23 protein-coding genes, 2 tRNA genes and 2 pseudogenes are annotated in these 24,954 nt (G+C 74.1%); 18 read left to right on the top strand and 9 right to left on the bottom strand.

The window, feature by feature from the left end; all coding sequences use genetic code 11:
- Positions 1–463: 463 nt before the first annotated feature.
- The 5 genes from GA0070620_RS12830 to GA0070620_RS12815 all read left to right on the top strand — a co-directional run bounded on the left by GA0070620_RS12830 (position 464) and on the right by GA0070620_RS12815 (position 3,946).
- Positions 464–1,099, top strand: coding sequence for a YceI family protein (locus GA0070620_RS12830; RefSeq protein ID WP_231922358.1), 636 nt, complete (start codon positions 464–466; stop codon positions 1,097–1,099).
- 66 nt (positions 1,100–1,165) lie between these two features.
- Entirely contained in the window at positions 1,166–1,747 is a 582-nt protein-coding gene (locus GA0070620_RS12825; protein WP_091590456.1) for a TetR/AcrR family transcriptional regulator, read from the top strand.
- 82 nt (positions 1,748–1,829) lie between these two features.
- Entirely contained in the window at positions 1,830–2,930 is a 1,101-nt protein-coding gene (locus tag GA0070620_RS12820) for a Gfo/Idh/MocA family protein (RefSeq protein ID WP_091590453.1), read from the top strand.
- A gap of 58 nt (positions 2,931–2,988) precedes the next feature.
- Positions 2,989–3,246, top strand: a complete 258-nt coding sequence (locus GA0070620_RS33215; protein ID WP_197677588.1) for an alcohol dehydrogenase catalytic domain-containing protein — start codon at positions 2,989–2,991, stop codon at positions 3,244–3,246.
- A 7-nt stretch (positions 3,247–3,253) separates the two neighbouring features.
- Positions 3,254–3,946: a zinc-binding dehydrogenase gene (locus GA0070620_RS12815; protein ID WP_197677587.1), complete on the top strand. Its 693-nt coding sequence runs from the start codon at positions 3,254–3,256 to the stop codon at positions 3,944–3,946.
- A 36-nt stretch (positions 3,947–3,982) separates the two neighbouring features.
- Here GA0070620_RS12815 and GA0070620_RS12810 read toward each other — a convergent pair whose 3' ends face one another.
- Positions 3,983–4,963 carry an ArsR/SmtB family transcription factor gene (locus GA0070620_RS12810; RefSeq protein ID WP_091590450.1) on the bottom strand — a complete coding sequence of 327 codons (981 nt, stop codon included), beginning with the start codon at positions 4,961–4,963 and terminating at the stop codon, positions 3,983–3,985.
- A gap of 70 nt (positions 4,964–5,033) precedes the next feature.
- Here GA0070620_RS12810 and GA0070620_RS12805 point away from each other — a divergent pair, with 70 nt between their 5' ends.
- Positions 5,034–5,849, top strand: a complete 816-nt coding sequence (locus GA0070620_RS12805; protein ID WP_231922357.1) for an isocitrate lyase/PEP mutase family protein — start codon at positions 5,034–5,036, stop codon at positions 5,847–5,849.
- A gap of 103 nt (positions 5,850–5,952) precedes the next feature.
- Here the strand turns inward: GA0070620_RS12805 and GA0070620_RS12800 are convergent, their stop codons facing one another.
- Complete coding sequence (locus GA0070620_RS12800) at positions 5,953–6,219, bottom strand: DUF6458 family protein (protein WP_091590445.1); 267 nt, start codon at positions 6,217–6,219, stop codon at positions 5,953–5,955.
- A gap of 150 nt (positions 6,220–6,369) precedes the next feature.
- On the opposite strand from GA0070620_RS12800, the gene GA0070620_RS12795 reads away from it, so the two are divergent.
- The 3 genes from GA0070620_RS12795 (at position 6,370) to GA0070620_RS12785 (ending at position 7,776) form a co-directional block, all read left to right on the top strand.
- Positions 6,370–6,442, top strand: a tRNA-Gly gene (locus GA0070620_RS12795).
- Between the two features lie 54 nt (positions 6,443–6,496).
- A tRNA-Val gene (locus GA0070620_RS12790) sits at positions 6,497–6,571 on the top strand.
- Positions 6,572–6,774: 203 nt separating this feature from the next.
- On the top strand, positions 6,775–7,776 hold the full coding sequence (locus GA0070620_RS12785; RefSeq protein WP_091590442.1) for an NAD-dependent epimerase/dehydratase family protein: 1,002 nt from the start codon (positions 6,775–6,777) through the stop codon (positions 7,774–7,776).
- 34 nt (positions 7,777–7,810) lie between these two features.
- Here the strand turns inward: GA0070620_RS12785 and GA0070620_RS12780 are convergent, their stop codons facing one another.
- Positions 7,811–8,785 carry an Acg family FMN-binding oxidoreductase gene (locus tag GA0070620_RS12780; RefSeq protein WP_091590439.1) on the bottom strand — a complete coding sequence of 325 codons (975 nt, stop codon included), beginning with the start codon at positions 8,783–8,785 and terminating at the stop codon, positions 7,811–7,813.
- A 204-nt stretch (positions 8,786–8,989) separates the two neighbouring features.
- Between GA0070620_RS12780 and GA0070620_RS12775 the strand changes: the two genes are divergently transcribed.
- Positions 8,990–9,628 carry a response regulator gene (locus tag GA0070620_RS12775; RefSeq protein WP_091590437.1) on the top strand — a complete coding sequence of 213 codons (639 nt, stop codon included), beginning with the start codon at positions 8,990–8,992 and terminating at the stop codon, positions 9,626–9,628.
- 208 nt (positions 9,629–9,836) lie between these two features.
- Here GA0070620_RS12775 and GA0070620_RS12770 read toward each other — a convergent pair whose 3' ends face one another.
- The 5 genes from GA0070620_RS12770 to GA0070620_RS12750 all read right to left on the bottom strand — a co-directional run bounded on the left by GA0070620_RS12770 (position 9,837) and on the right by GA0070620_RS12750 (position 16,998).
- Positions 9,837–11,510 carry a sensor histidine kinase gene (locus GA0070620_RS12770; RefSeq protein ID WP_091598653.1) on the bottom strand — a complete coding sequence of 558 codons (1,674 nt, stop codon included), beginning with the start codon at positions 11,508–11,510 and terminating at the stop codon, positions 9,837–9,839.
- A 97-nt stretch (positions 11,511–11,607) separates the two neighbouring features.
- The gene (locus GA0070620_RS12765; RefSeq protein ID WP_091598651.1) at positions 11,608–12,618 is read right to left on the bottom strand and encodes an Acg family FMN-binding oxidoreductase; all 1,011 of its coding nucleotides are present in this window, start codon (positions 12,616–12,618) and stop codon (positions 11,608–11,610) included.
- Positions 12,619–12,756: 138 nt separating this feature from the next.
- A complete protein-coding gene (locus GA0070620_RS12760) occupies positions 12,757–13,644 on the bottom strand; it encodes a universal stress protein (protein ID WP_091590434.1) in 888 nt (295 codons plus the stop codon).
- On the bottom strand, positions 13,641–16,043 hold the full coding sequence (locus GA0070620_RS12755; RefSeq protein WP_091590431.1) for a phosphoketolase family protein: 2,403 nt from the start codon (positions 16,041–16,043) through the stop codon (positions 13,641–13,643). Before GA0070620_RS12755 ends, GA0070620_RS12760 begins: the two co-directional genes overlap by 4 nt.
- Before the next feature lie 94 nt (positions 16,044–16,137).
- Positions 16,138–16,998, bottom strand: coding sequence for a universal stress protein (locus GA0070620_RS12750; RefSeq protein WP_091590428.1), 861 nt, complete (start codon positions 16,996–16,998; stop codon positions 16,138–16,140).
- A 141-nt stretch (positions 16,999–17,139) separates the two neighbouring features.
- Here GA0070620_RS12750 and GA0070620_RS12745 point away from each other — a divergent pair, with 141 nt between their 5' ends.
- From GA0070620_RS12745 to GA0070620_RS12715, 8 genes and pseudogenes are all read left to right on the top strand, one after another.
- Complete coding sequence (locus GA0070620_RS12745; protein ID WP_091590425.1) at positions 17,140–17,376, top strand: HTH domain-containing protein; 237 nt, start codon at positions 17,140–17,142, stop codon at positions 17,374–17,376.
- Positions 17,376–17,558: pseudogene (locus GA0070620_RS34370) on the top strand (Clp protease N-terminal domain-containing protein); the annotation flags it as partial. The gene GA0070620_RS12745 and the pseudogene GA0070620_RS34370, both read left to right, overlap by 1 nt.
- Before the next feature lie 192 nt (positions 17,559–17,750).
- Positions 17,751–17,930, top strand: a pseudogene (locus GA0070620_RS34365) (Clp protease N-terminal domain-containing protein); the annotation flags it as partial.
- Between the two features lie 170 nt (positions 17,931–18,100).
- Positions 18,101–19,105, top strand: a complete 1,005-nt coding sequence (locus tag GA0070620_RS12735) for a diacylglycerol/lipid kinase family protein (RefSeq protein ID WP_091598649.1) — start codon at positions 18,101–18,103, stop codon at positions 19,103–19,105.
- Positions 19,098–20,099, top strand: a complete 1,002-nt coding sequence (locus GA0070620_RS12730; protein ID WP_091590419.1) for a YihY/virulence factor BrkB family protein — start codon at positions 19,098–19,100, stop codon at positions 20,097–20,099. The genes GA0070620_RS12735 and GA0070620_RS12730 overlap by 8 nt, the downstream gene beginning before the upstream one ends.
- Before the next feature lie 79 nt (positions 20,100–20,178).
- Positions 20,179–21,666, top strand: coding sequence for a phosphatase PAP2 family protein (locus GA0070620_RS12725; RefSeq protein ID WP_091590416.1), 1,488 nt, complete (start codon positions 20,179–20,181; stop codon positions 21,664–21,666).
- 7 nt (positions 21,667–21,673) lie between these two features.
- Complete coding sequence (locus tag GA0070620_RS12720) at positions 21,674–22,471, top strand: endonuclease/exonuclease/phosphatase family protein (RefSeq protein WP_091590414.1); 798 nt, start codon at positions 21,674–21,676, stop codon at positions 22,469–22,471.
- A 32-nt stretch (positions 22,472–22,503) separates the two neighbouring features.
- Entirely contained in the window at positions 22,504–23,610 is a 1,107-nt protein-coding gene (locus GA0070620_RS12715) for a hypothetical protein (RefSeq protein ID WP_157741606.1), read from the top strand.
- 333 nt (positions 23,611–23,943) lie between these two features.
- Here the strand turns inward: GA0070620_RS12715 and GA0070620_RS12710 are convergent, their stop codons facing one another.
- A complete protein-coding gene (locus tag GA0070620_RS12710) occupies positions 23,944–24,906 on the bottom strand; it encodes a TIGR03557 family F420-dependent LLM class oxidoreductase (RefSeq protein WP_091590410.1) in 963 nt (320 codons plus the stop codon).
- Positions 24,907–24,954: the final 48 nt, after the last annotated feature.

The raw sequence follows: 24,954 nt of genomic DNA, 5'->3' as shown, positions 1-24,954 counted from the left end.
TCCTCCGCTCTGGTGAGCGGCGACCACCGTGCCGGTGCGCCGCAATTCTTCGGCATGGTGAACGTCGTTCTCGACGGATAGGTCGGAACCCATCAATTCCACGGCGGGCGGCAGCCGGTGAGATTGTTCACACGCCACTCGGCATCCCAGTGGATGGACGCACGGGCGGCATCGAAGCCGGCCGACCTCGGTCCTCCCGCGGCAACGCCGGAATCCCTTTGCTGACATGGACATCGCCCGGCCCCGACCCCGTCCGGGCCGGTCCGGGGCGTGGTCGGCGGTCGTCTTCGACGGCCGGTCGTCGGCGTTTCGGCGCCTTTCGGACATGATCAGCAGAGGTCCTATCCTGAGCGGAGGGGGTGTCCGCGGTGATTGCGGCGACGGCGGCGAAAACGGCGCGCCCTTTTCACGGAGGGAAAGGCGCACGACCATGACGGGGCCCGCCACGCGTACGTGGGAAGGCATGACCATTCCGGTCGCCGGTACGTATGTGCTCGACCAGGCACACAAACGGATCGGTTTCCTGGGTCGGCACATGATGGTGAGCCCGGTCCGGGGTGAGTTCACCGAGGCCGAGGCCAAGGTCATCGTGGCGGAGGATCCGCTGCGCTCCTCGGTGACGGCCACGATCGGGACGGCGAGTCTGGTCACCGGGCACGACGACCGGGACGTGCACCTGAAGAGCGCGGACTTCCTCGACGTGGAGCGCTACCCGACGCTGGAATACCGCAGCACGGGCATCACCATGCAGAGCGACACCGACTCGATCTTCTACTGGGCCCGGCTGCGCAGCGGCAACCGGCTGGGTCGCCGGGGCGGGGGCGACCTGCCGTCGGCGGCGTTGCGCTCCTCGGGCCGGTTCGTGGTCCACGGCGAGCTGACGATCAAGGACGTCACCCGGTCGGTCGATCTCCAGGTGGAGTTCGGCGGCGCCCGACGCGACCCGTACGGCCAGGACATCTTCGGGTTCACCGCCAGCGCGGAGATCGAGCGCGAGGACTACGGCCTGCTCTGGAACGTCGCCCTGGAGGGCGGTGGGGTGCTGGTCGGCAAGAACGTGCGGATCGAGATCGCCGGCGAGGCGATCCGCCAGGTCTGACGGGTCCGCCCGGGGGTGACGGGCGATACTTTGTCATTCGTTCCATAACCAGGCTAGCGTGGGTGCATGGCACGAACCCGCGAGTTCGACACCGACGCCGCCGTGGCCGCGGCGCTGGAGGTCTTCCGGCACAAGGGCTACGAGGGTGCCTCGATGCGCGACCTGGCCCAGGCCACCGGCCTGGGCAGTGGTTCCATCTACGCGGCCTTCGGGAGCAAGGACGGCCTCTACCTCGCGGCGCTCGACCTCTACCGGCAGCGCTATGCCGCGCCCCTGGTCGAGATCCTCCGCTCCGGCAATGACGCCCGTGACCTGATCCGCGAGGTGTTCGTCGGCGCCGTGGACGACATCGTCCGGGACGGCCGGCGCTTCGCCTGCCTCATCGTGGGGGCGTCGATGGAGCGGGCCCACCACGACCGGCGCGTCGCCGACCGCCTTCGGGCGACCACCCGATCACTGGAGCACGCCCTGTTCGACGTGCTCGCCGAAGGTCAGCTGCGCGGCGAGATCCCGGCCGACCGCAGCCCGGGCGACCTGGCCGGCTTCCTGGTCACCAGCCTCCAGGGCCTGCGGGTGATGGGCGCGATCAACCCGGACCGGGCCGCGCTGATGCGGTCCGCCGAGGTCGCGCTGAGCTGCCTGGACTGAACGTCGCGGACCGTGTCCGCCCTCAACCCCTGCCCGAATAGTGGAGCAAACGCTCCAGATATATCTCCCAGAGGAGCTCGTCATGGAACCCATCGGAGTCGGCATCATCGGCGGCAGCACCTCGGGATGGGCCTCCGTCGGCCACATCCCGGCGCTCGCCGCCTCGCCCGCGTTCGAACTGCGCGCGGTCAGTACCTCCCGGCCACATTCGGCCCAGGCCGCCGCCGCCCGATACGGGGTCCCCGGCTTCCACGACCACCGGGACCTCATCGCGCACCCCGGCGTCGACCTCGTCGTCGTCTCGGTCAAGGTCAGCGAGCACCTCGCCCTGATCACCGCGGCGCTGGACGCGGGCAAGATGGTCTACAGCGAGTGGCCGCTGGGCAACGGTCTGGCCGAGGCGCAGCGGCTCGCCGACCACGCCGCGAAGGCCGGCGTCCGCACGGTCGTCGGACTCCAGGGTCGGTACGCGCCCGAGGTGCGACTGGCCCGTGATCTGGTCCGGGACGGGTACGTCGGCCGGGTGCTGGGTACCACCATGGTGGGCTCCGGCATGGTCTGGGGCGGCGAGGTGGCCCACCACGGCCAGGCGTACTGGCTGGACGAGGCGAACGGCGCCACGCCGCTCACCTCCCCGACCCTGCACGCCGTGGATCCGTTGCACGTCGTCCTCGGTGAATTCGAGTCGGTGACGGCGAACCTGGTCAACGGGCGGCGGCGGGCGACGGTCACGGAGGACGGCAGCACCGTCCCGGTGACCGTGGCGGACCAGGTCGCGCTGATCGGGACCCTGGCCGGAGGAGCCGCCGCCTCGGTCTTCTACCGGGGCGGTGCGTCCCGCGCCGGCAACTTCCGTTGGGAGATCAACGGCACCGAGGGCGACCTCGTGGTGCGCGCCGAGTCGGGCAACATGCAGGTCAGTAACCTGACCCTGGCGGGTGGCCGGGGCTCGGACCGAACGGTCGCGCCCATCGAGGTCCCCGAGTCCTACCGGGCGGATGTGCCGGCCGAGTTGGCCGGCACCCCGGCCGCCGGCGTCGCACGGCTCTACGGTGAATTCGCGCGCGATCTGGCCGACGGCACCCGCAACGCGCCCGACTTCGCGCACGCCCTGCGCCGGCACCAGCTCATCGCCGCGGTCGAGCGGGCGTCCGCCACCGGCACGACCCAGACGCCGGCGTGAGCGGCACCGCCACCGGGGAGGACCGGGTACCGGCCACCCGCACCCCGAGGAGATTCGAGTGAGAGCGGTGGGACTGCTCCGGTACGGCGGCCCCGAGGTCCTTCGGCTCGTCGACGTGCCGACGCCGCACGCGGGACCGGGCGAGGTGCGCGTCCGCGTCCGCGCGGCGGCGGTCAACCCGGCGGACACCCTGATCCGCGCCGGGGCGTCGGCGGTACGGCGGCACGGCGCCCGGCCCCTCATCCCCGGCTTGGACGTCGCCGGCACCGTCGACGAGATCGGGGCCCGGCGCCGGTGCCGGCCTCGCGGTCGGTGACTCCGTGATGGCCATGGTCAACCCCACCCGACCCGACGGCGGCGGGTACGCCGAGTGGGTCGTCCTCCCCGCGTCGTGGGTGGTGCCGGCGCCGGTCGGTGTGTCCCACGCCGAGGCCGCGACCCTGCCCATGAACGGCCTCACCGCCCTGCACGCCCTGGACCAGTTGGGGCCACTGCCGCCGGGTGCCACGGTCGTCGTCACGGGCGCGGCCGGTGCGGTCGGCGGGTACGCCGTCCAGCTGGCCGTGGCGGCCGGACACCGGGTGCTGGCCGACGCCGCGCCACGAGACCGCGAGCTGGTCACCGCGCTCGGCGCGGACGCGGTGGTGCACCGTGGCCCGGGCGTCGCCGACCGCTTCCGCGCGCTCGCGCCCGACGGCGCCGACGTCGGTGTCGACGCGGCGTTGGTCGGTGCCGAGCTGCTGCCGGCGGTCCGCGACGGCGGTGCCGTGGCGGTGCTGCGCGGAGCCGGCCCGGCGGAGCTGGCGGGCGCGGCCCGTCGTGGCGTGACGCTGGTGCCGGTGTTCGTGCACGCCTACGACGGACGTCGCGACAAGCTCGACCTGCTCCGGGGGCTCGCCGAGGAGGGCGTCCTGACACCCCGCGTCGCCGACCGGTTCCCGGCCGAGCAGGCGGCCCGGGCACACCGGCTGCTGGAGGCCGGCGGGGTCCGGGGCCGGCTGGTGCTGGAGTTCTGACCGGTCGAGTTCGCGCTGCTCAGACCGCTGCCCTGCTCAGGCCGCCGCGGAGAGCAGCGCGTCCGCCAGGTCGGTGCGTGCGCTCAGCAGCATCCGGCCCCGCCGGTGGGTCACCACCAGGCCGGCTGCCCGCAGGGCGGTGAGGTGCTGGGACACCCCGCCGGGTGACATGCCGGTGCGCCGGGCCAGCTCGCTGGTGCTCGCCGGCACGGCCAGCTCGGCGAGGAGCCGGGCCCGTCCACGGCCGACGACCGCCGCGAGGGCGTCCGGAACGCCGGGCGGGCGTTCCCAGAGCGTGGCGAGGCCGCGCGCCGGGTACGCGAGCTGCGGCGGGTCACCGGCGGAGACGCTGAGCACCGACGGCCACACGAACACCGAGGGGACGAGCACCAGTCCGGGGCGTTCCGGGACGTCCGGGGCGAGGCAGTGCCGCTGCGCGATGAGCAGGGTGTCGTCCTCCCACCGGACCTGCTGGTGCAGGTCGTTGAGGAGCGCACCGGCGCCGTCCTCGGCCAGTCGGCGGGCGCGGGCGGAGACGTCGGCGTCGAGCAGCAGTCGCAGCCGGGGCCAGTCGGGGGCCAGGGCGATCCGCCAGTACGCCCAGATCTCCTCGGCCAGCCGCCGCAGCCCGGTCACCGGGTCGGCGTGCAGGGCGGCGAGTGCCGGGGTGCGCGCACCCGGATAGAGGTCGAGGTGCGCGCGGACGGTGCCGGCGGGGGTGTCCCGCAGGGCGGCCAGCTCGGTGTCCAGGTCGGCGTGGAGGCCGGCGGGGGGCGGGGTGAGGAAGTCGGCGAGGTAGCCGGGCGGGGCCGGCACGAGCTGCCAGAGCAGCCCGGCGTCGGGGCCGACGAGCCGCGCCTCGGTCAGCCGGGGGCGGACCCGGCGCACCCAGGGCAGGTGGACCGCGTGGTCACCGGGGTCGCGCAGCACGCGGAGGCTCGCGACCACCTCCCAGAGGCAGGAGACCGCGAAGCGGATGCGGGCGACGCCACCCGCCGACAGGCCGATCGCGACCACGGCACCCCCGGTGGATTCAGCTGGGACTGAAACAATACTGCTCCGGGCGGGGACGTCCGAGACTTGCCGGGTGACTGACATCCTCACCCGAGCTGAGCTCCTCCGTTCCCTGCACACCCCCGGGTCGCCGCTGGTACTCGTCAATGCCTGGGACGCCGCGAGCGCCCGGATCGTCGCGTCGGCCGGCGCCCGCGCGGTGGCCACCACCAGCGCCGGCGTCGCCTGGAGCCTGGGCGCGCCGGACGGTGACTCCCTGGGGCGTGACGCGGCCGTCGGGCTGGTGCGCCGGGTTGCCGCCGCGGTCCCACTGCCGGTCACCGCCGACATCGAGTCGGGGTTCGGGGTGACACCCGTGGAGGTCGGCGTCACCGTACGGGAGGTGCTGGCCGCCGGAGCGGTCGGCGTGAACGTCGAGGACGCCCGGCACGACGACGGTGCGCCGCTGCGCGACGTGGCGGACCAGTGCGCGCGGATCGCGGCGGTCCGGGCGACGGCGGACGAGGTCGGCGTGCCGCTGTTCGTCAACGCCCGGATCGACACGTTCCTGCGGGGCGTGGCGGGCGTCGAGGAGACCGTGGCGCGGGCGGAGGCCTATCTGGCGGCGGGTGCGGACGGCATCTTCGTCCCGGGTGTGGTGGACCCGGCCACGATCCGCGCGCTCGTCGAGGCGGTGCCGGCACCGCTGAACGTGCTGGCGGGGCCGGGCGCGCCGACGGTGGCCGAGCTGGCCCGGCTCGGGGTGGCCCGGGTGAGCCTCGGCTCGGCGGTGGCGGAGGCCGCGTACGCGGTGGCGCGCCGGGCGGCTGACGAGGCGTTCGGCTCCGGCACGTACGAGGCCCTGGCCGACGCCCTCGACTACGGCACGCTCAACGCGTTGATGCGCTGAGCCGTGACCGCCGTCGGGCCGGCCGCCTCGGTCGAGGCGCCGGCCCGACGGGCGGTCCGATCGTGCGTCCGTCCCCGGCACGGGGACGATGACCGTCGAGCGGTCACAGCGGCGGGGCGACGTCCCGGCGCTCCTCGACCCGGCGGTACTCCACCGGCTCCTCCACCCGCGTGTGGACGGCGGGCTCGCTGGTGGTGACCACCTGGCGTCGGCGGCCCCAGATCAGGGTGGTCATGATGAGGCCGAGCACGCCGGCCGCCATCAGGATCCAGCCCACGACGTCGAGGTTGATGCCGCCGAGGCTCGCGTCGAGCGCGAAGGTGAGGATCGCGCCGACCGCGATCAGGAAGATGCTGGTTCCGATACCCACGACAGCCTCCTTGTCCTGGGGGATGTGGTGCGCTGTCGAAGGCCTCTGTACCCCGACGACGAGCGGCGCAACCCTGGGCCGCGGGGTCCCCGTCGGGGCGATCTTGGCATCGGGTAGAGTTCACCTGTCGCCGGCGAGCGCCGACGGCACGCGGACGTAGCGCAGCTGGTAGCGCATCACCTTGCCAAGGTGAGGGTCGCGGGTTCGAATCCCGTCGTCCGCTCGCGAACCGCCCCGATGACGTGCCCGGCTCCCGGGCCCGGGCGGTGGTCACCACGGGCGATTGGCGCAGTGGGAGCGCGCTTCCTTGACACGGAAGAGGTCACTGGTTCAAACCCAGTATCGCCCACCAGTTCGGAGCGCCCCTGCCCGCGGAGAACGCGGACCGGGGCGTTTTCGCGTGCCGCTCGACCGCCGTCCGATCCGGAGCGACGGCTGCTCGCCCTCCACCCGCGACGACCTCCGCCGACGGCGGCCGCCGTCGTCTGCTGTCGGCAGATCCGCTCACCGTGAACATCGACCCCGGTCGGCGTCCGCTCGCGGCACAGTAGGCCCATGAGACTGCTGGTGTTGGGTGGCACGGGATTCGTGGGTGGGGCGACGGTCGCCGAGGGAGTGCGCCGGGGCTGGTCGGTGACGGTGTTCAACCGCGGCCTGCACGGCGGCACGCCGGACGGCGTCCAGCGGCTGCGGGGGGACCGCACGGCGCCCGGCGGCCTGGCCGCGTTGGCCGGCGGCGAGTGGGACGTGGTGGTGGACACCTGGGACGGCGCGCCGCGGGCGGCGTTCGACGCCGCCCGCCGGCTGGTCACATCCGTCGGTCGCTACGTGTACGTGTCCAGCGGGTCCGTCTACGCCGAGCCGGTCGAGCCGGGCTCCGACGAGGACGCCGAGGTGGTCGACGCCGCCGCGGACGACGACGACGGCGACTACCCGCGGAACAAGGCCGGCGCCGAGCGGGCGGTGCGGGCGGTGTTCGGTGAGCGGGCGCTGCTCGCCCGGGCCGGGTTGATCCTCGGCCCCGGTGAGGACATCGGCCGCCTGCCGTGGTGGTTGACGCGGATCGCGCGCGGCGGCGACGTGCTGGCGCCCGGCCCGGTCGACCTGCCCGTGCAGTACGTCGACGTGCGGGACCTGGCATCCTGGCTGTTGGACGCGGCAGCGGCGGGGCTCGGCGGGGCGTTCAACGTGGTGAGCCGGCCCGGGCACACCACCATGGGTGAGCTGCTCGACGCGTGCGTGACGGTGACCGGTGCGGGCGCCCGGCTGCGCTGGACCCCGCCCGAGCCCATTCTGGCCGCCGGGGTGGTGCCCTGGAACGACCTGCCGATCTGGGTGCCGCTCGGCCACCCGTACCGCTGGTTGCAGGAGCGCGACGTCACCCGCGTGTACGCGGCGGGGCTGACCTGCCGTCCGGTGGCCGAGACGGTCGCCGACACCTGGCGGTGGCTGCGGGAGGTGGGCACGGTTCCGGCGCGTGCCGGGCGCCCGGCGCGGGCCCCGGTCGGCCTGGACCCGGCGCGCGAGGCGGCCCTGCTCGCCGCGGCCGCGGCCTGACCCGACCGGGCCGCGGGCCGGAGGGCGCGGTCGCTCAGGGGTGCGCTACCGGCAGATCGAGCACCTCGTCGACCGGGCGGCGGGGGGTCGGGCGACCCGGCTGACCGTAGCCGACGCGCATCACCATCTGCGGCGTACCGAACCGGCCCAGCGACTGCCGCAGCTGCTCGCGCGCCGACGGCACCTCGATCGGCTGGGACAGCATCGACACCGCCAGCCCGGAGTCGGTGGCGGCGAGCAGCACCCGCTGCAACGCCTGCCCGGCGACGACCTGGTCGACGGCGGTGTTGCCGGGCGAGCCGAGCACCGCCACCAGGGGCTCCGGTTCGAAATCGCGTCCCGGCGCCCGGTCCAGGCCACCGAAACCCCGGGTGGGCAGCAGGTCCTGCGGCTCACCCTGCGGTCCGCCGGCCGCGGCGGGTATCCCGTCGGGGGAGGGCTCGGTGCGTACCCACTCGTCGCGCTCGGCCCGGTAGGTCGGGTCCCGTTCGAGGACGCGGTGAGCGCCACGGGCGATCTCGGCGAACGCGGCCACCGCGCTCACCCCGATCAGCAGCTCCAGCCAGCACTGCTCGGCCCGGGCCGCCTCACCGAGCCGCCATCGTGCGTCGGCGGGCACCGGGTCCGGCCAGAACGGCGCGCGGTTGCTGAACCGGCGGGGGATCGCGGCGTACAGGGCCTGCTCGGCGGGGGTGGGACGGCGCGGGGCGGCGGGACGCAGCAGGGCCAGCACGTCCGGCTCGGCCGGGTGGGGGCGCAGCCGCACCGTGGCGGGCGTGCCGGCCACCGCGAGGGCGAGACGCAGGTTGAACAGCGCCGCCCCGCACGCGACGCGTACGCCCCAACCGGTCGGGTCCGTCGCCGGCAGCCGGCGGGCCGGATCGGCCAGCACCTCGATCCCGCCGTCGCGCAGCCGGAACCGCCACGGCTGGGTGTTGTGCAGGGAGGGCGCGCGGACGGCGTCCGTGGCGGCGGCCCGCAGCTGCGCGGCCGTGTAGCCGGTCTCCATGGCGGAGCTCCTTCCCCAACTCGTCGAGCTGGTCGACCCGGGTGGTGCGCTGCCCCGGGTGTGCAGGTCAACCGTGCCTCCGGACGGGTGGCGGCGGGCAGGGCCGGACGTCCCGACCCGCCGGGACCGGAAGCCCCGCCGGAGGTCACCGGGTCGGGACCTTCGGCCCGTGCGGCCGGGGACGTCGGCGGGTAGAAACGAGGGATGATCCGGGTGTTCCTGCTCGACGACCACGAGGTCGTCCGTCGTGGCCTTGCCGACCTGCTGACCAGCAGCGGCGACATCGAAGTGGTCGGCGAGTCCGGCTCCGCGGCGGAGGCGATCCGCCGGATCCCCGCGCTGCGACCCGACGTGGCGATCCTCGACGCGCGGCTGCCCGACGGCAACGGCATCGACGTGTGCCGGGACGTCCGGGCCGTGGACTCCGGCATCAAGGGCCTGATCCTCACGTCGTACGAGGACGACGAGGCGCTGTTCGCGGCGATCATGGCCGGTGCCGCCGGCTACGTGCTGAAGCAGATTCGTGGCACCGACCTGGTCGACGCCGTGCGCCGGGTGGCGGCCGGGCAGTCGCTGCTCGACCCGGCGATCACCACCCGGGTGCTGGACCGCATCCGCAGCGGCGTGGAGCAACCGTCGGAGCTGAAGGCGTTGACCGACCAGGAGCGGCGCATCCTGGAGTACGTGGCCGAGGGACTCACCAACCGGGAGATCGCCGGCAAGATGTTCCTGGCCGAGAAGACGGTGAAGAACTACGTCTCCAGCGTGCTGGCCAAGCTCGGCCTGGAGCGCCGCACCCAGGCCGCCGTCCTGGCCACCCGCCTCCTAGGCCAACGCCACTGACCCCCCACCCCCTGACCCGCGCCCGCCGCCCCGGGCCCGCCGCCCTCGCCCCCGCCGCCCCGCCGATCTTGCGCTTTGTGCCCGCGCGCTACCCGATTCGCCCCTTATGCCGGGGCCGAAACTGCAAGATCGCGGAAGCGGAAGCGGGAGCGGGAGCGGGGGCGGGGGCGGGGCGGGCGCCGGGAGGGAGGGAGAGGGGGTTAGGGGGTTAGGGGGTTAGGGGGGCGGACCAGCGGAGTTCGGTGCCTTGGGGGTTGGCTGGGCGTACCTCGAAGACCCCGCCGTGGCGCTCGGCGCGTTCACGCAGGTTGACCAGGCCCCCACGGGCGGCGGCCGGGTCGCAGCCCACCCCGTCGTCGGTGACCGTCACCGACACCTGCCCGCCCTCGACACGCACGGCGACGGCGACCCGGTGGGCCTGCGCGTGGCGTACGGCGTTGGACAGGGCCTCCCGCAGGACGGCGGTGAGGTCGGGCCGCAGCGCGTCCGGGACGGCGCTGTCGATCGGCCCGACCAGGTCGAGGCTCGGGCGGTAGCCCAACGACTCGGCGGCCACCTCGATCGCCTCGCGAATCTCGGTGCGCAGCGCCGCGCTCATCGGGGTGCGCAGCTCGAAGATGGTGCGCCGGATGTCCTTGATGGTGGCGTCCAGGTCGTCGACGGCCGCGTTGATCCGCTTGGTCAGCTCGGGTCGGGTGCTCATCGGTGCCGTGCTCTGCAGGTGCAGGCCGGTGGCGAAGAGCCGCTGGATCACCACGTCGTGCAGGTCGCGGGCGATCCGCTCGCGGTCCTCCAGAACCACCAGCAGCTCCCGTTCCTCCTGGCCCCGGGCCCGCTCCATGGCCAGGGCGGCCTGACCGGCGAAGCTGCCCAGCAGGGTCACGTCGTCGTCGGTGGCGCCGCCGCGCTCCTGCGGGTGGGCGATCACCAGGACGCCGTGGAGGGTGTCGGCGGTGGCGAGCGGGGCGATCACCGCCGGGCCGGTGTGCAGCAGGGCCGGCCAGGGCGCCGCGTGGGCGAGGTCGTCCACCTGGTCGTGGCGACCCTCGGCGGCGGCGCGGCCGAAGCTGGTCTCGGCGGCGGGCAGGACGGTGCCGACCAGCGTCCCGGCCGACTCGTCGCCACCGTCGACCACCTCGACGGTGAACACGTCGGCCTCCGGGTCGTGCAGGAGGACGAGGGCCATCTCCGCCTCGGCGACCTCGCGCGCCCGGCGGGCCACCAGCGTCAGCGCGTCGGTGCGGCGCACCTCGCCGAGCAGCAGCGAGGTGATCTCGGCGGTGGCGGCCAGCCAGCGTTCCCGCCGGTGCGCGAGGGCGTAGAGCCGCGCGTTCTCGATGGCCACGCCGGCCGCCGCGGCGAGCGCCACGACGATCTCCTCGTCGTCCTCGGTGAACTCCGCGAGGCCCTGCTTCTCGGCCAGGTAGAGGTTGCCGAAGACGTGGTCGCGGATGCGTACCGGCACGCCGAGGAAGCTGTGCATCGGCGGGTGGTTCGGTGGGAAGCCGAAGGAGTCGGGGTGCTGGGTGATGTCCGGCATCCGCAGCGGACGCGGTTCGTCGATCAGCAGGCCGAGGACTCCGCGCCCGTGCGGCAGGTCGCCGATCTTCGCGTGCAGCTCGGGGGTGATGCCGTGGACGATGAAGTCGTGCAGCAGGCGGTCCGGCCCGACCACGCCGAGCGCGCCGTAGCGGGCGCCGGCCAGCTCGCAGGCCGCCTGCACGATGCGTTGCAGGGTGCTGCGCAGGTCGAGGTCGGTGCCGATGCCCACCACGGCGTCGAGCAGGGCGCGGAGTCGTTCCCGGCTGGTCACCACCTCGCCGACCCGGTCCAGCATCTCGTGGAGCAACTCGTCGAGGCGGACACGCGACAGCGGCGTCAGACCGAGCGACGGCGTCGCACGGGCCTCCGGCCGGGGGTGCGGAGTTCTGCTGGCCACGATGGCGATGCTAGCGTCGCCGGCCGCGCCGCTCGATCGGTCAGTCGTGCTGTCCGCGTACCGCGGAGGTGTCCACCACCTGCTCGGTCGTCAGCCGGGGGGTGTGCGGCGGGCCGGCGTGCGTCGGGTCGACGATCCCCAGCCGCAGCGCCAGGTACGGGAAACCGAGCCCGGCCAGCAGCTGGCGCAGCGTCTGCCGGGTCGCCTCCACCTCCACGACGCCGCTGAGCGGCACCATGGAGACGCCGAGCCGGGTCGCGGTCAGCCACGCGGCGGAGAGCGCCTCCCCGGCGCGCAGCCAGTTCTCCGGCTCGTCCTCGTCGCTGTGCAGCACCGCGTACACCGCGGCCCGGTCGTGCCCGGGGCCGACCGGCAGGGTGCCGGCGCGGCCGAAGTCGCGCCCCGGCACGGTCGTCTGCGGCGCCTGCTCGGCAAGCACCTCCGGTGGCAGGCCGGTGCCGGTGCCGGCCCGGTTGGTCCAGTAGTCCAGCTCCTCGCGCGTCTCCGGGTCCTCCGCCTCGACCACCCCGGCGCGGGAGGCCGCGGCGGCCAGCTCCAGGACCTGGTCGGCGTCGAGGATCTCCAGCCGGCTCCCCTCGGCGGAGACCACACCGGCGATCTCCTCGACGGCGCCGGCCGGCACCGGCTCGTCGCTGACCGGCCGACGGTCCGTCTGCCGGACCCGCATGCACTGCACCAACCGCATCGCCTCGGCGTCCGACCCGGTGTGGCGCAGGCCGGTCAGCCGGGCCAGCAGCTCCGGCTCGCCCGGGTCGGGCAGCCGCTCGACCACGGGCGTCCACCCCTCGGCGGCGAGCGCCACCCGGGCGTGGTGCAGGGCCGTGCCGCAGCTGAGCACGAGCAGCCGGGCCTCGGGATCGGCGGCCGACAACTGCCGGGCGCGGACCATCCGCAGCTCCAACGCCTCGGGCAGGACCCGCCACTGCCAGGGCTGGGTGTTGTGCACCGAGGGAGCGTGGCCGGCGGTCGCGGCGGCCTCCGCGAGCGCGGTGGTCAGCGGGCGGTCCGTCGCCGGGCTCTCCTGGCTCATCGTCACGACCTTTCGTTATGCGCCCATCGTGCCTCGTCCCGCGGGCCGCGCGGGCCGGGTTGCCGCTTCATCGTCCGCCATCCCGTCGGCCGGCGCACGGTACGCGGGTCCCGCCGCGCCGGGCCGTTGGGCCCCATCTCACCGTTCCCGGACCACCGCGACCGGGGCGATGGCGTGCTGGATGAGCTGCTGACTCACCGAGCCGAGCAGCATGCCCCGCAGCCCTCCACGCCCCCGGCTGCCCACCGCCACCAGTTGGGCGGAGCGACTCGCCTCGACCAGCAGCGACGCGGGGCTCCCGGCGGCCACGTCGACGGTGACGGCCAGACCGGGGTAGGTCTTCCGCACCGGCGCGAGGGCCGCCTCCACCGCCGCCCGCTCCGCCGCCAGGGCGTCCTCCTGGTCGGCCGGTGCGCCACCGCCCCGCCACGGCGGGCCCGACGGCGACCACGCGCGGACGACCCGCAGCGGCACCTCGCGCTGCTCCGCCCGCTCGACCGCGAAGCCGAGCGCGACGAGTGACGGGTCGGAGCCGTCGAACCCGACCACCACCGGCCCGTCGGCGGGCGCGGCCGGTGCGGTCTCGGGCGGGCTGCGGACCACGACCACCGGGCAGCGGGCGTGCGCGGTGACGGCCACCGCGGTGGAGCCGACGAGCAGCCCGCCGAACCCGCCGTGACCGCGACCGCCGAGCACCAGAAGGTCGGCCTGCGCGGAACGTTCCTGCAGGACCAGCGCGGGGGGCCCGTCGAACACCTCACCGGCGACGTCGAGGTCGGGGTGCGCGGCGGCGGCGTCGGCGGCGGCCCGGTGGACGAGCTGCTCGACCTCGCGCCGGGCGGTCTCGTCGGGCCAGACGCCGGGTGCCACCCCCGGTCCGAGCCAGCCGACCACGGTGACCCATTCGAAGACGTACGCCAGCCGGACCGGCCGGCCGCTGCGACCCGCCTCGTCCAGCGCCCAGGCCAGGGCGTGCCCGGCGTCCGGGGAGCCGTCGTAGCCGACCAGGATCGGGCCGCCGCTCACTGCCCGCTCCGCAGGCTCGGGTCGGTCTCGCGGATCCACCGCCACTCCGACACCCGGGGGTCGTCCTCGCCGTGCTCGCGGGTGTAGTCCCGGCACTCCTGCCGCAGGTCGACCATCTGCTGGCGCAGGTGCGCCGCGCGGGCGGCCAGCCCCGGCACCCGGTCGATGACGTCGATGACCAGGTGGAAGCGGTCGAGGTCGTTGAGCATCACCATGTCGAACGGCGTGGTGGTGGTGCCCTCCTCCTTGTAGCCGCGGACGTGCAGGTTGTCGTGGTTGGTGCGGCGGTAGGTGAGGCGGTGGATCAGCCACGGGTAGCCGTGGTAGGCGAAGATGACCGGCCGGTCGGCGGTGAAGATGGTGTCGAACTCCTTGTCGGGCAGCCCGTGCGGGTGCTCGGTGGGCGGCTGGAGCCGCATCAGGTCGACGACGTTGACCAGCCGCACCTTCAGGTCGGGCAGGTGGGTACGGAGCAGGTCGGCGGCGGCCAGCGCCTCCAGCGTCGGTACGTCGCCGGAGCAGGCGAGCACCACGTCGGGTTCGGCGCCCGCGTCGGTGCTGGCCCACTCCCAGATGCCCAGGCCGCGCCGGGTGTGCTGGATCGCCTCGGCCATGGAGAGCCAGTTCGGGGCGGGCTGCTTGCCGGCGACGACCACGTTGATGTAGTGCCGGCTGCGCAGGCAGTGGTCCATGGTGGACAGCAGGGTGTTGGCGTCCGCCGGCAGGTAGACGCGGACCACTTCGGCCTTCTTGTTCACCACGTGGTCGATGAAGCCGGGGTCCTGGTGGGAGAAGCCGTTGTGGTCCTGACGCCAGACGTGGCTGGACAGCAGGTAGTTCAGCGAGGGGAGCGGCTGCCGCCACGGGATGGCCCGGGTGACCTTCAGCCACTTGGCGTGCTGGTTGACCATCGAGTCGACGATGTGGATGAACGCCTCGTAGCTGGTGAAGACGCCGTGCCGCCCGGTCAGCAGGTAACCCTCCAGCCAGCCCTGGCACAGGTGCTCGGAGAGCACCTCCATCACCCGGCCGTCGGGGGAGAGGTGGTCGTCGCCGGGGACCCGCTGCGCCACCCAGGTGCGGTCGGTGACCTCGAAGGCGGCGCCGAGCCGGTTGGAGGCCACTTCGTCCGGGCCGAACAGCCGGAAGGTCTCCGGATTGGCGGCGATGACGTCCCGGATCCAGTTGCCGAGCACCCCGGTGGCGCCGGCCACCGGCTCACCGGGCCGGGGCACGTCGACGGCGTAGTCCCGGAAGTCGGGCAGCGTCAGGTCGCGCAACACCACCCCGCCGTTGGTCACCGGGTTGGCGCTCATCCGGCGGTCGCCGGTGGGTTGCTGGTCGAGCAGGTGGGCGACCGGTCCGCCGGTGGCGTCGAACAGCTCCTCCGGTCGGTAGCTGCGCAGCCAGTCCTCCAGCGCGGCCAGGTGCGCCGGGTTGCTGCGTACCTCGGACAGGGGGACCTGGTGGGCACGGAAGGTGCCCTCGACGGGGGTGCCGTCGACCTCGCGCGGCCCCGTCCAGCCCTTCGGCGTCCGCATGATGATCATCGGCCAGCGTGGGCGTTCCACGGGGCCGCCGGAACGGGCCCGCCGCTGGATGGCCGCGATCTCGTCCAATGCCCGGTCCAGGGTGGCGGCGAGCAGTTGGTGCACCCGGGCCGGGTCGTCGCCGGCGACCACGTACGGCTGGTAGCCGTAGCCCTGCATCAGGTCGAGCAGGTCCTGTTCGGGGATGCGGGACAGCACCGTCGGGCTGGCGATCTTGTAGCCGTTCAGGTGCAGGATGGGCAGGACCGCGCCGTCTCGGGCCGGGTTGAGGAAGACGTTGGACAGCCAGCTGCCGGCCAGCGGGCCGGTCTCCGCCTCGCCGTCGCCGATCACGCAGGCCACCAGCAGATCGGGGTGGTCGAAGGCGGCGCCGTACGCGTGGCTGAGCGCGTACCCCAGCTCGCCCCCCTCGTGGATCGAGCCCGGCACCTCCGCCGCGACGTGGCTGGGGATGCCGCCGGGGAAGGAGAACTGGCGGAACAGCCGGGACATGCCGGCCTCGTCGCGGTCGATCCCGTGGTACCGCTCGCTCCAGGTGCCCTCCAGCCAGCTGTTGGCCACGATGGCCGGGCCGCCGTGGCCGGGGCCGGTGATGAACATGGCGTCGAGGTCGCGCGCCCTGATGACCCGGTTGAGGTGGGCGTAGAGCAGGTTCAGGCCCGGGCTCGTGCCCCAGTGGCCGAGCAGTCGGGGTTTGACGTCCTCGGTGGTCAGCGGCCGGCGCAGCAGCGGGTTGTCGAGCAGGTAGATCTGCCCGACGGTGAGGTAGTTCGCCGCCCGCCAGTAGGCGTCCAGCCGACGCAGCTCGTCTTCGGTCAGGGGGCCGTGCAGGTCGAGAGCGGTGTCCATGGTGACTGAGCCTCTCGCGGTCGGGGGAATGCTGCATCCGGATGCGCGATCTCGTTCCGGCCGGTCCAGCCTGGCCGACCGGATCGGGTCGGGTTCAGGGCCGTTGGTCCTGCCCCGGTGGGCGTTGCGGCCCGTTGCCGGCGGTCCCGACCACCCCGCGGACGACGATCACCGGGGTCGGCGCGTGGTAGAGCAGGGACTGCGCCACCTCGCCGAGCATGCCCCGCGACGGTTCGTCACCGCGGGCGGCGACCATCGCCACCTGCGCCGATCGGGACTGCTCGACCAGGATGTCGCTGGGGTCGCCGCGGATGGCGTGGCACTCGGCGGAGACGTCGGGGTGCCGGTCGGCGTACCGGGCGACGGCGGCGGTGAGCTCGTCGCGCGCCTGCTCCATCGGCTCACCGGGGTTGACCGCGCGGACGACGAGCAGCCGGGCGCCCCGTCGGGCGGCGCAGTCGAAGGCCCAGGCGAGTGCGGTGTACGAGCTGGGCGTGCAGTCGACGCCGACCAGCACCGGGCCCTGGGGCGGTGGCTCCTGGCGGCCGACCAGCACCGGGCAGCTGGCCCGGGCGGCGAGCTGCACCGGCGGGGCCTCGGCCGGTACGCACTCGCCGCACTCGGCCATCCCGCCGTCCCCGACGGCGAGCAGGAAGGCCTGTTCGGAGCGGCGCAGCAGGACGGGCAGGGTGCCGCCCTCGGCGATCTCGCCGGTGACGGTCAGCTCCGACTCGAGGTCGCGGGCCAGGTCGTTGGCCCGGGCGATGAGGTCCTCGGCGTGGTCCCGCGACGAGGCCACGGACTCCGCCTGGAAGGCCGTGTTCCAGTCGAAGGCGTGTACGAGGTGCAGAGCTCGACCGTGTGCGACGGCCTCCTGCGCGGCCAGCCGGACCAGCGGGAGGTCGCGCTCCGAGCCGAGGCCCACCAGCACCCGTGGGCCGGCGGATGCGGCCATCCGACATCACCTCCCGGGCGTCGCGCCCGGCACGACCACGCTCCCTCGACCGAGGGTAGTCGCGTGACAGCGGCAGCGGGCCGGATCGCACCTGTGTCAACAAGGGTTGACGGAGAGGCTCTGTCAACGTATGTTGACACCATGAGTCAGGCGACGGAACTCGCGGCGGCAGCCGGCAGCACCGACCCCCGGGTCGGGCTGCGCGCCGTCCGCGCGCTGCGCCGGCTGCTCGAGCGGCTGGAGGTCGTCCAGGTCGACAACGCCCGTCGACAGGGCTGGTCCTGGCAGGAGATCGCCGACGCGCTCGAGGTCAGCCGGCAGGCGGTCCACAAGAAGCACGCCGGGAGACCGGCGGTCCCCACCTCCTGGGAGGCGTGATGTTCGAACGGTTCACCGACCGGGCCCGCGAGACCGTCCGCCGGGCCCGCGACGAGGCCCGGGCCGAGGGCCGGCGGCCGGTCGGCACCGAGCACCTGCTGCTGGCGCTCCTCGCCGACGAGGCGAGCCTGGCCAGCCGGGTGCTGACCGAGAGTGGCGTCAGCGCCGCCGACCTGCGGGACCGGATCGCGCGGCACACCGCCGACGGCGGCGCCGGCCTCGGTGACGCCGACGCTGCGGCGCTGCGGGAGATCGGCATCGACCTGGCCGCCATCGTGGCCCGCATCGAGGAGTCCTTCGGGCCGGACGCGCTGCGCGAGGCGGTGCCCGAGCCACGCCGCCGCTGGGGCCGACGCCGCCGCTACGCGGGCGGCCCGTTCTCCCCCCGCTCCAAGAAGGTCCTGGAGCTGTCGCTGCGTGAGGCGATCCGGCTGCGGCACCGCCACATCGGCACCGAGCACATCCTGCTCGGCCTGCTCCGCGAGGGCGGCGGCCTGGCCGCGGTGGTGCTCACCGAGGCCGGCGTCGACCTCGACGACGTCCGTCGCCGGGTGGAGGTCGCGCTCCGCGCGGCGGCCTGACCCGGCACCCGGCCCCGGCCGGCGCGGCGCGCACCGGTCCGCCCCGTGACGCGGGGACGAGCGTCCGAAACCTTTCTGTGGCACTTCCGACGCCGCCATCGTCGCGGGTCGCTGAACCGTCCGGTGTGCTGCACACTGTCGCCGTGGATGCAGGACAGGAGAGGCGACCCGCCGGCGGCGACGGAGGGCTGCGCTCCGCCGTCGTGGTCAACCCGACGAAGGTCGCCGACCTCGACGAGCTGCGACGTACGGTCGACGACACCCTCACCGCCGTCGGCTGGCCCGAGCCGCTGTGGTTCTCCACCACCGTCGAGGACCCGGGCCGCGGCCAGACCGAGGAGGCCGTCCGTGCCGGCGTCGACCTGGTCTTCGCCTGCGGTGGCGACGGGACCGTCATGTCCTGCGTCAGCGCGCTGGTCGGCAGCGACGTCGCGCTCGCCGTGCTGCCCCAGGGCACCGGCAACCTGCTCGCCGCCAACCTCGGCCTCTCCACCGACCTCGCCGCCGGGCTCCAGGTGGCGATCGAGCGGGGTCGCCGGCTGCTCGACGTCGGGGAGGTCGACGGGCAGCACTTCACGGTGATGGCCGGCATGGGGTTCGACGCCCAGATGCTCGCCGCCACCTCCGAGACGACGAAGGCGCGGATCGGGTGGCCCGCGTACGTGATGGGGGCCGCGCGGCACCTGCGCGACCGCCCGATGCGGGTGTCGATCCGCGTCGACGACCGCCCGCCGGTCCGCCGCCGCGCCCGCTCCGTGCTGATCGCCAACGTGGGCCGCCTCCAGGGCGGCGTACGGCTGCTCACCGATGCCGAACCCGACGACGGCTGGCTGGACGTCGCGGTGCTCACCCCGCGTACGCTGCGGCACTGGGCGGCCCTGGGCTGGGCGGTGATCCGCCGCCGGGGCCGGGTGCCCCGGATGGAGGTCCTGCGCGGTCGGCGCGTCATCGTCACCGCCTCCCGCACCCAGCCCCGCGAGCTCGACGGCGACCTCATCGAGCCGGGCCGCCGGCTGCGCGCCGTGATCCGCCCCCGGGCCCTCTGGCTGTGCGTGCCGCAGCCCGAGCAGGCACCCGACCTCGCCGTCGACGCCGACAGCGCCGCCGAACGAGGTGAGCGGTCGGTGCGGGAGGCGCGCCGTGAGTAGCACCCGGCTGGTGCCGGAGACGCGCCTGATGGCGGACGAGGAGCTCTCCGCCGACGACGCGTGGCACACCCTGCGCCGCGAGGGCGGCTGGCACCTGCTGCGCGACGCGTTCGTCCGGTTCCGCTACGGCGACGGCTTCAGTCACTCCCGGGCGTTCGCGCTGCAGCTCTGCCTGGCCGTCGTGCCGTTCCTCATCGCGCTGACCGGGCTGATCAGCGAACTGGGCGTGCAGGAGGGCGGGCAGGTCGTCGCCGACACCGTGCTGGCGCTCACCCCCGGCGCCAGCGAGCAGGTGGTGGCCGAGCTGCTCGGCGAGGGCGAGCGGGTCGAGGAAGCCGGGGAGTTGGCGCTCACCCTCGGTCTGATCACCGGTCTCGTCGCGCTCACCACCACCATGGCCCAGATCGAGCGGGGCGCCAACCGCATCTACGGGGTCGAGCGGGACCGCCCGGCGCTGCGGAAGTACCTGCGCGCCGCCGTGCTCGCCGTCACCGCCGGTGTGCCCGCGCTGACCGGGTTCCTGATCCTGGTCGGCGGTGGGCCGATGGGTGCCTCGGTACGCCGACACTACGAGTGGGGCGAACTCGCCAACGACGTGTGGGACGTCGTCCGGTGGCCGCTGAGCCTGGCCCTGACCGTGCTCGCCGTGGCGGTGATCTTCCGGTACGCGCCCCGGCGCCGGCAACCCGGCCTGTCCTGGCTGTTCTTCGGCGCCGGCATCGCCACCGCGCTCTGGTGGCTGACCAGCCTGCTGCTCGCCGCGTACGTCAGTCTCAGCGGCGCGTTCGGACAAACCTACGGCGCGTTGACCGGCATGATGGCCCTGCTGCTCTGGGCCAACCTCACCGGCGTGGCCCTCTTCGGCGGGCTGGCGTTCGCGGCCCAGCTGGAGGCGGTCCGCATCGGCGTGCAGGAGCCCGCCCAGCCCGACCTGTGGGAGCCCGAGACGTCCCGCGCGGAGGTCCTCGACACCGGGGAGATGACCTCCCTCTGACCCGGGGCCGACCACCCCGGTGTAGGCGGATCGGGGATCGGGTAAAGCGCCTCGCCAGGGACGACCAGGGAGGTGCGGGGTGACCGCGGTCAAAGAGGTGCTGCGGCGTCCACTCGGGCATTTCACCGAGCGGAGCGTCGCCGGTCTGGTGGCCGTCACCGGTGCCGGGGTGGCCTTCGGACTGCTGCTGATGCTGGTCCGCCTCCGGTGGAGCCCGCTGCAGGACGCCGACCACGCGGTCGCCGAATGGTTCAACGACCTGGTGGCCCCGCACGGCCCCCTGGTGACCGTGCTGCAGGCGGTGACCGACCTCGGTGGACGGCCGATCCTCATCTGGCTGGTCACCATCGCCGTCGTCGGGCTGCTGATCCGCCGCCAGCCCCGGCTGGCCGTCTACCTGATCATCACGGGCGTCGGCGGTCTCATCCTCGACCCGTCGCTGAAGACCCTCGTCGGCCGGCTCCGGCCGGTGGTCGACGTGCCGGTGGCCAGCGCGCCGGGCAACAGCTTCCCCAGCGGGCACGCGCTCGGCTCGTTCGTCGCGTACGGGGCCCTGCTGCTGGTGTTCCTGCCGGCCCTGGCGCCCCGGTGGCGCAAGCCCGCAATCGCCCTGGTCGCCGTGCTGGTGGCGATGATCGGGCTGACCCGGATCGCGCTGGGCGTGCACTACGTCTCCGACGTGTTCGGCGGTTGGCTGCTCGGCGCGGCCTGGCTCGGCGTCACCGCGTACGCCTTCCGGCTGTGGCGGCGCGAGCGGGGTCGTCCGGTGCCGCCGCTGACCGAGGGGCTGGAGCCCGAGGCGGGGCACGACATCGCCCCCGCACCGGCCGAGGAACACGTGCTGGAACACCCCCGCTCGTCGGTGGCGGAGCTGCTGGTCGGCTGGGTCCTCGTCTTCGGCGCGCTCTACGGCTTCGGCACGTACGTGAGCTACCACGCCAAGGGCACCTTCTTCGCCACCCTCGACACCGAGGTGCCGCGCTGGTTCGCCGAGCGGCACACCGCGGCGCTGACCGAGCTGAGCTGGTGGTGGAGCAAGTTCGGCGACACCCACGCGATCCTGCTGATCTCGCTGGTGTTCTGCCCGTTGGTGGTGGCGGTGTGGCGGCGCTGGCGGCCGGTGCTCTTCGTGGCCCTGGCGATGCTCGGGGAGCTGACCCTCTTCCTCGCCTCGGCCCGCGCCGTCGACCGGCCCCGGCCGCCGGTGGAGAACCTCGACGGGCCGATGCCCACCTCGTCCTTCCCGTCCGGGCACATCGCGGCGACCATCTGTGTCTGGTTGACGATCGCCATCATCGTGCTGCCCCGTACCGACCGCTGGTGGCGCTGGATCTTCGTCGCCCTCGCGGTGATCATGCCGGTCGGCGTGGCCGTCTCCCGCATGTACCGGGGCATGCACCACCCGACGGACTTCATGGGCGCGATCCTGCTCAGCGCGCTGTGGATCGGGCTGCTCTACTGGGTGGTCCGCCCCAACGCCGACGTGTACGAGGGCAACCGGCCGAGCATCGAGTCGGAGGATGTGCACACCCTCGACGACGAGTTGACCCGCGCCGGCCGGGAATGACCGCCCCGTGCTACGGGTGATGACCTGGAACATCCGCACCGGCGGTCGGGACCGGGGCGGCGCCGACCGGCGGGCCGCCGTCGCCGAGGTCGTGGCGGCCCAACAGCCGGACGTGCTGGCCCTCCAGGAGCTGCGCGGCTTCGACGAGCGGGTGCTGGCCGACTTCTCGGCGCCCCTCGGCCTGCGCCCCCACCTGGCTCGCAGCTGTCTCGGGCAGCCGGTCGCGGTGCTCGTACGGCCGCCGCTGCGCACCCTGCGGGCGGGCCCGCTGCGCCGCCCGTTCCACCACGCCGCGGCGCGGGTGGTGCTGGCCACCGACGCCGGGCCGCTGACGGTGCTCGGCACCCACCTCAACCCGTACTCCGGCGGGTGGCGGCGGGTCGAGGTGGACTGGCTGGCCCGGGCCGTGCGCCGGGCGCCGGGCCCGCTGACCCTGCTCGGCGGCGACCTGAACTCCCTCGACCCCGGCACCGACCACAGCGCGCGTCTCGACGGGCTGCCCCCGGCGTACCGCCGACGACACCAGCGCCGGGACGGGCGCACCGTCGACACCCGTGCCGTCGCGGTGCTGCTGGATGCCGGGCTGGTCGACCTTCACCGCGCGGCCAACGGTCCGGACGAGGGCCTCACCGTGCCCACCCGCCACGGTGGGGCCGAGTTCAGCGGCATGCGACTGGACTACCTGCTCGGCACCCCGGCGCTGGCCGAGCGGCTACTTGGCTGCCGGGTGGTGCGGGGCGGTACGGCGGAGTTCGCGTCCGACCACTACCCGCTGGTGGCCGATGTGGACCTGGGACCGGGCTGATTCTCTGGCCCCGTACGACTACCGTGGCGGCCGTGACCGACACCCCCACGGTCCGCCCGGCCCGGTTCGACCCGCTCGACCCGCCGGTCGACGCCCGCCCCACCCCGCCCGCGGCCACCACGGCGGCACCCCCGGTCCCGCTGGTCGCGGTGGTCGCCCGGGGGATCGCGCTGGCCGTGGTCCTGCCCGTACGCCTGCTCTGGGAGCTGGTCGCGGCCACCGGCCGGCTGCTCGACCGCCACCTGCTCGGCCCGACGGGCCGGTTCCTGCGCCGATGGCTGCTGCGCCCGCTCGCCTGGGCCGCCCGGACACTGCTGTGGTTGCCGTTGGTGTGGGTGGCGCGGACGTTGGTGTGGCGTCCGTTGGTGTGGTTGGTGGTCGGGTTGGCCTGGGTGGCCCGCACGTTGGTGTGGTTGCCGCTGGTGTGGGTGGCGCGGACGTTGGCCTGGGTGGCCCGCACGCTGGTGTGGTTGCCGTTGGTGTGGGTGGCGCGGACGTTGGTGTGGCGTCCGTTGGTGTGGTTGGCGGTCGGGCTCGCCTGGGTGGCCCGCACGTTGGTGTGGTTGCCGCTGGCCTGGATGGCGCGGACGCTGGTGTGGTTGCCGCTGGCCTGGATGGCGCGGACGCTGGTGTGGCCGCCGCTGGTCCTGCTCGGGCGGGCCCTGCGCTGGCTCGCCGAGCACCTGGTGCGACGACCGTCGGCCTGGCTGCTCGGCGTCCTCGCGCCGGCCGTCCGGTGGCTGGGGCGCGCGCTCGCGGCGCTGGTCCGCGGACTGGTGGCGGTGCTGGTCGGCGCCGCACGCGGTCTCGGCCGCGTGGTGGTCGCGGTCTGCCGTGGCGTTGTCGGCGCCGTTGGCTGGGCCTGGTGGGCGGCGGGCCGGGTGCTGCGGCTCGGCTACCGGCTGCTGTTGCGGCCGATCGGCCTGGGACTGCGCTGGCTGTGGCGGCACACCGTCGTGCCGCTGGCGCGCGGCGTGCGGGCGCTCTGGCGGGTGACCGTGCTGCCGGTGGCGCGGGGCGTCCGGGCCGTCTGGCGGGCCACGGTGCGGCCGGCGGCCCGCTGGACCCGCACCGCCGTGCTCGAACCGGCCCGGCTCGCGTCCCGCGAGGTGCTCACCGCGCTGGGCCTACGCCGCTGACGTGGGTCCGCGTCGGTCCGCGCCGGGCCTGTGCCGGCTGGCCTCACCTGCGCCGGTCCCGCCGGTTGACGCCGGCCTGCGCGGGCTGACGCCGGCCTGCGCCGGCGGCCGGGCCCGCCGCCGGTCGGTCCCAGATCCGGGGCAGCTCGACAGGCTCCGCGCCGGCCAACCCGAGGCGGGGCCGACGGCCGGCGTTCACAGCACCAGATTGATCAGGACGGTGAGCACCACCGAGGCCAGGATCGAGAAGAGGATCATCAGGAGGCAGCCGACGCCGCCGCCGAGTGGCCGGATCTCCACGTTGCCGATGCGCATGGCGTCGCCCTCTCCCTCTCACAGGTCCCGCAGTCGGGGGAGCAGCTGCTCCTGCGCCCAGTCCAGGAACATCGGCTGGCTGTCGCCACCGACCTGGATGATCGCCACGTGCGTGAAGCCGGCGTCGACGAACTTCCGGAACGCCTCGACGTGCCGGTCGACGTCGGGGCCGCAGGAGATCCCCTCGGCAACGTCCTCCTCGCGGACGAACTGGGTGGCGGCGGTGAACGCCTCCGGCCCGGGCAGGTCGGCGTTGACCTTCCAACCGAGGCCGAACCAGCGGAACTGATCATGGACGATCTTGCGGCACTCCGCCTCGTCCGGGCCGTAGCAGATGGCGACCTGGCCGTAGCGGGGCCGACCGGCGCCCCCCGCGTCGTCGTAGAGCTGGATGATCCGGGGATCCGGCTCGGTGGAGATCACTCCGTTGCCGTACTCGGCGGCGAGGGTGGCCGACTGCGGACCGGACGCGGCGATGGCCATCGGCACCGGCCGCTCCGGCCGGTCCCAGACGTACGCGTCCGGCACGTCGAAGTGGTTGCCGGAGAAGGTGAGGGTCTCGCCGTTGAGCAGCGGGCGGATGATCTGAAGTGCCTCCTCGAACATCTCGTGCCGCTGCTGCACGTGCGGCCAGCCGCCGACCACGTGCTCGTTGAGGTTCTCGCCGGCGCCCAGGCCCAGGGTGAACCGGCCGTCCGAGAGCACCCCGATCGTGCTGGCCTTCTGCGCCACGACCGCCGGGTGGTAACGCCGGATCGGGCAGGTCACGAACGACATGAGCTGGGCGCGGCTGGTGGCGTGCGCGACCGCCCCGAGCACCGACCAGGCGTACGGAGAGTGGCCCTGCGAGTCCAGCCACGGGTAGTAGTGGTCGGACATGACCAGGTGGTCGAAGCCGGCCGCCTCCGCGCGCACCGCGTGGTCGACCAGCTGCTTCGGGCCGGTCTGCTCGCACATCAAGGTGTAGCCGACGTTGACCATCGTGGTTCTCCTCTCCCACCGGCGGATCGTCCCCAGATACCCGGTCCG

The sequence above is a fragment of the Micromonospora krabiensis genome (assembly GCF_900091425.1).
GTDB lineage: Bacteria > Actinomycetota > Actinomycetes > Mycobacteriales > Micromonosporaceae > Micromonospora > Micromonospora krabiensis.
This window is presented reverse-complemented; position numbering and strand designations above follow the sequence as displayed.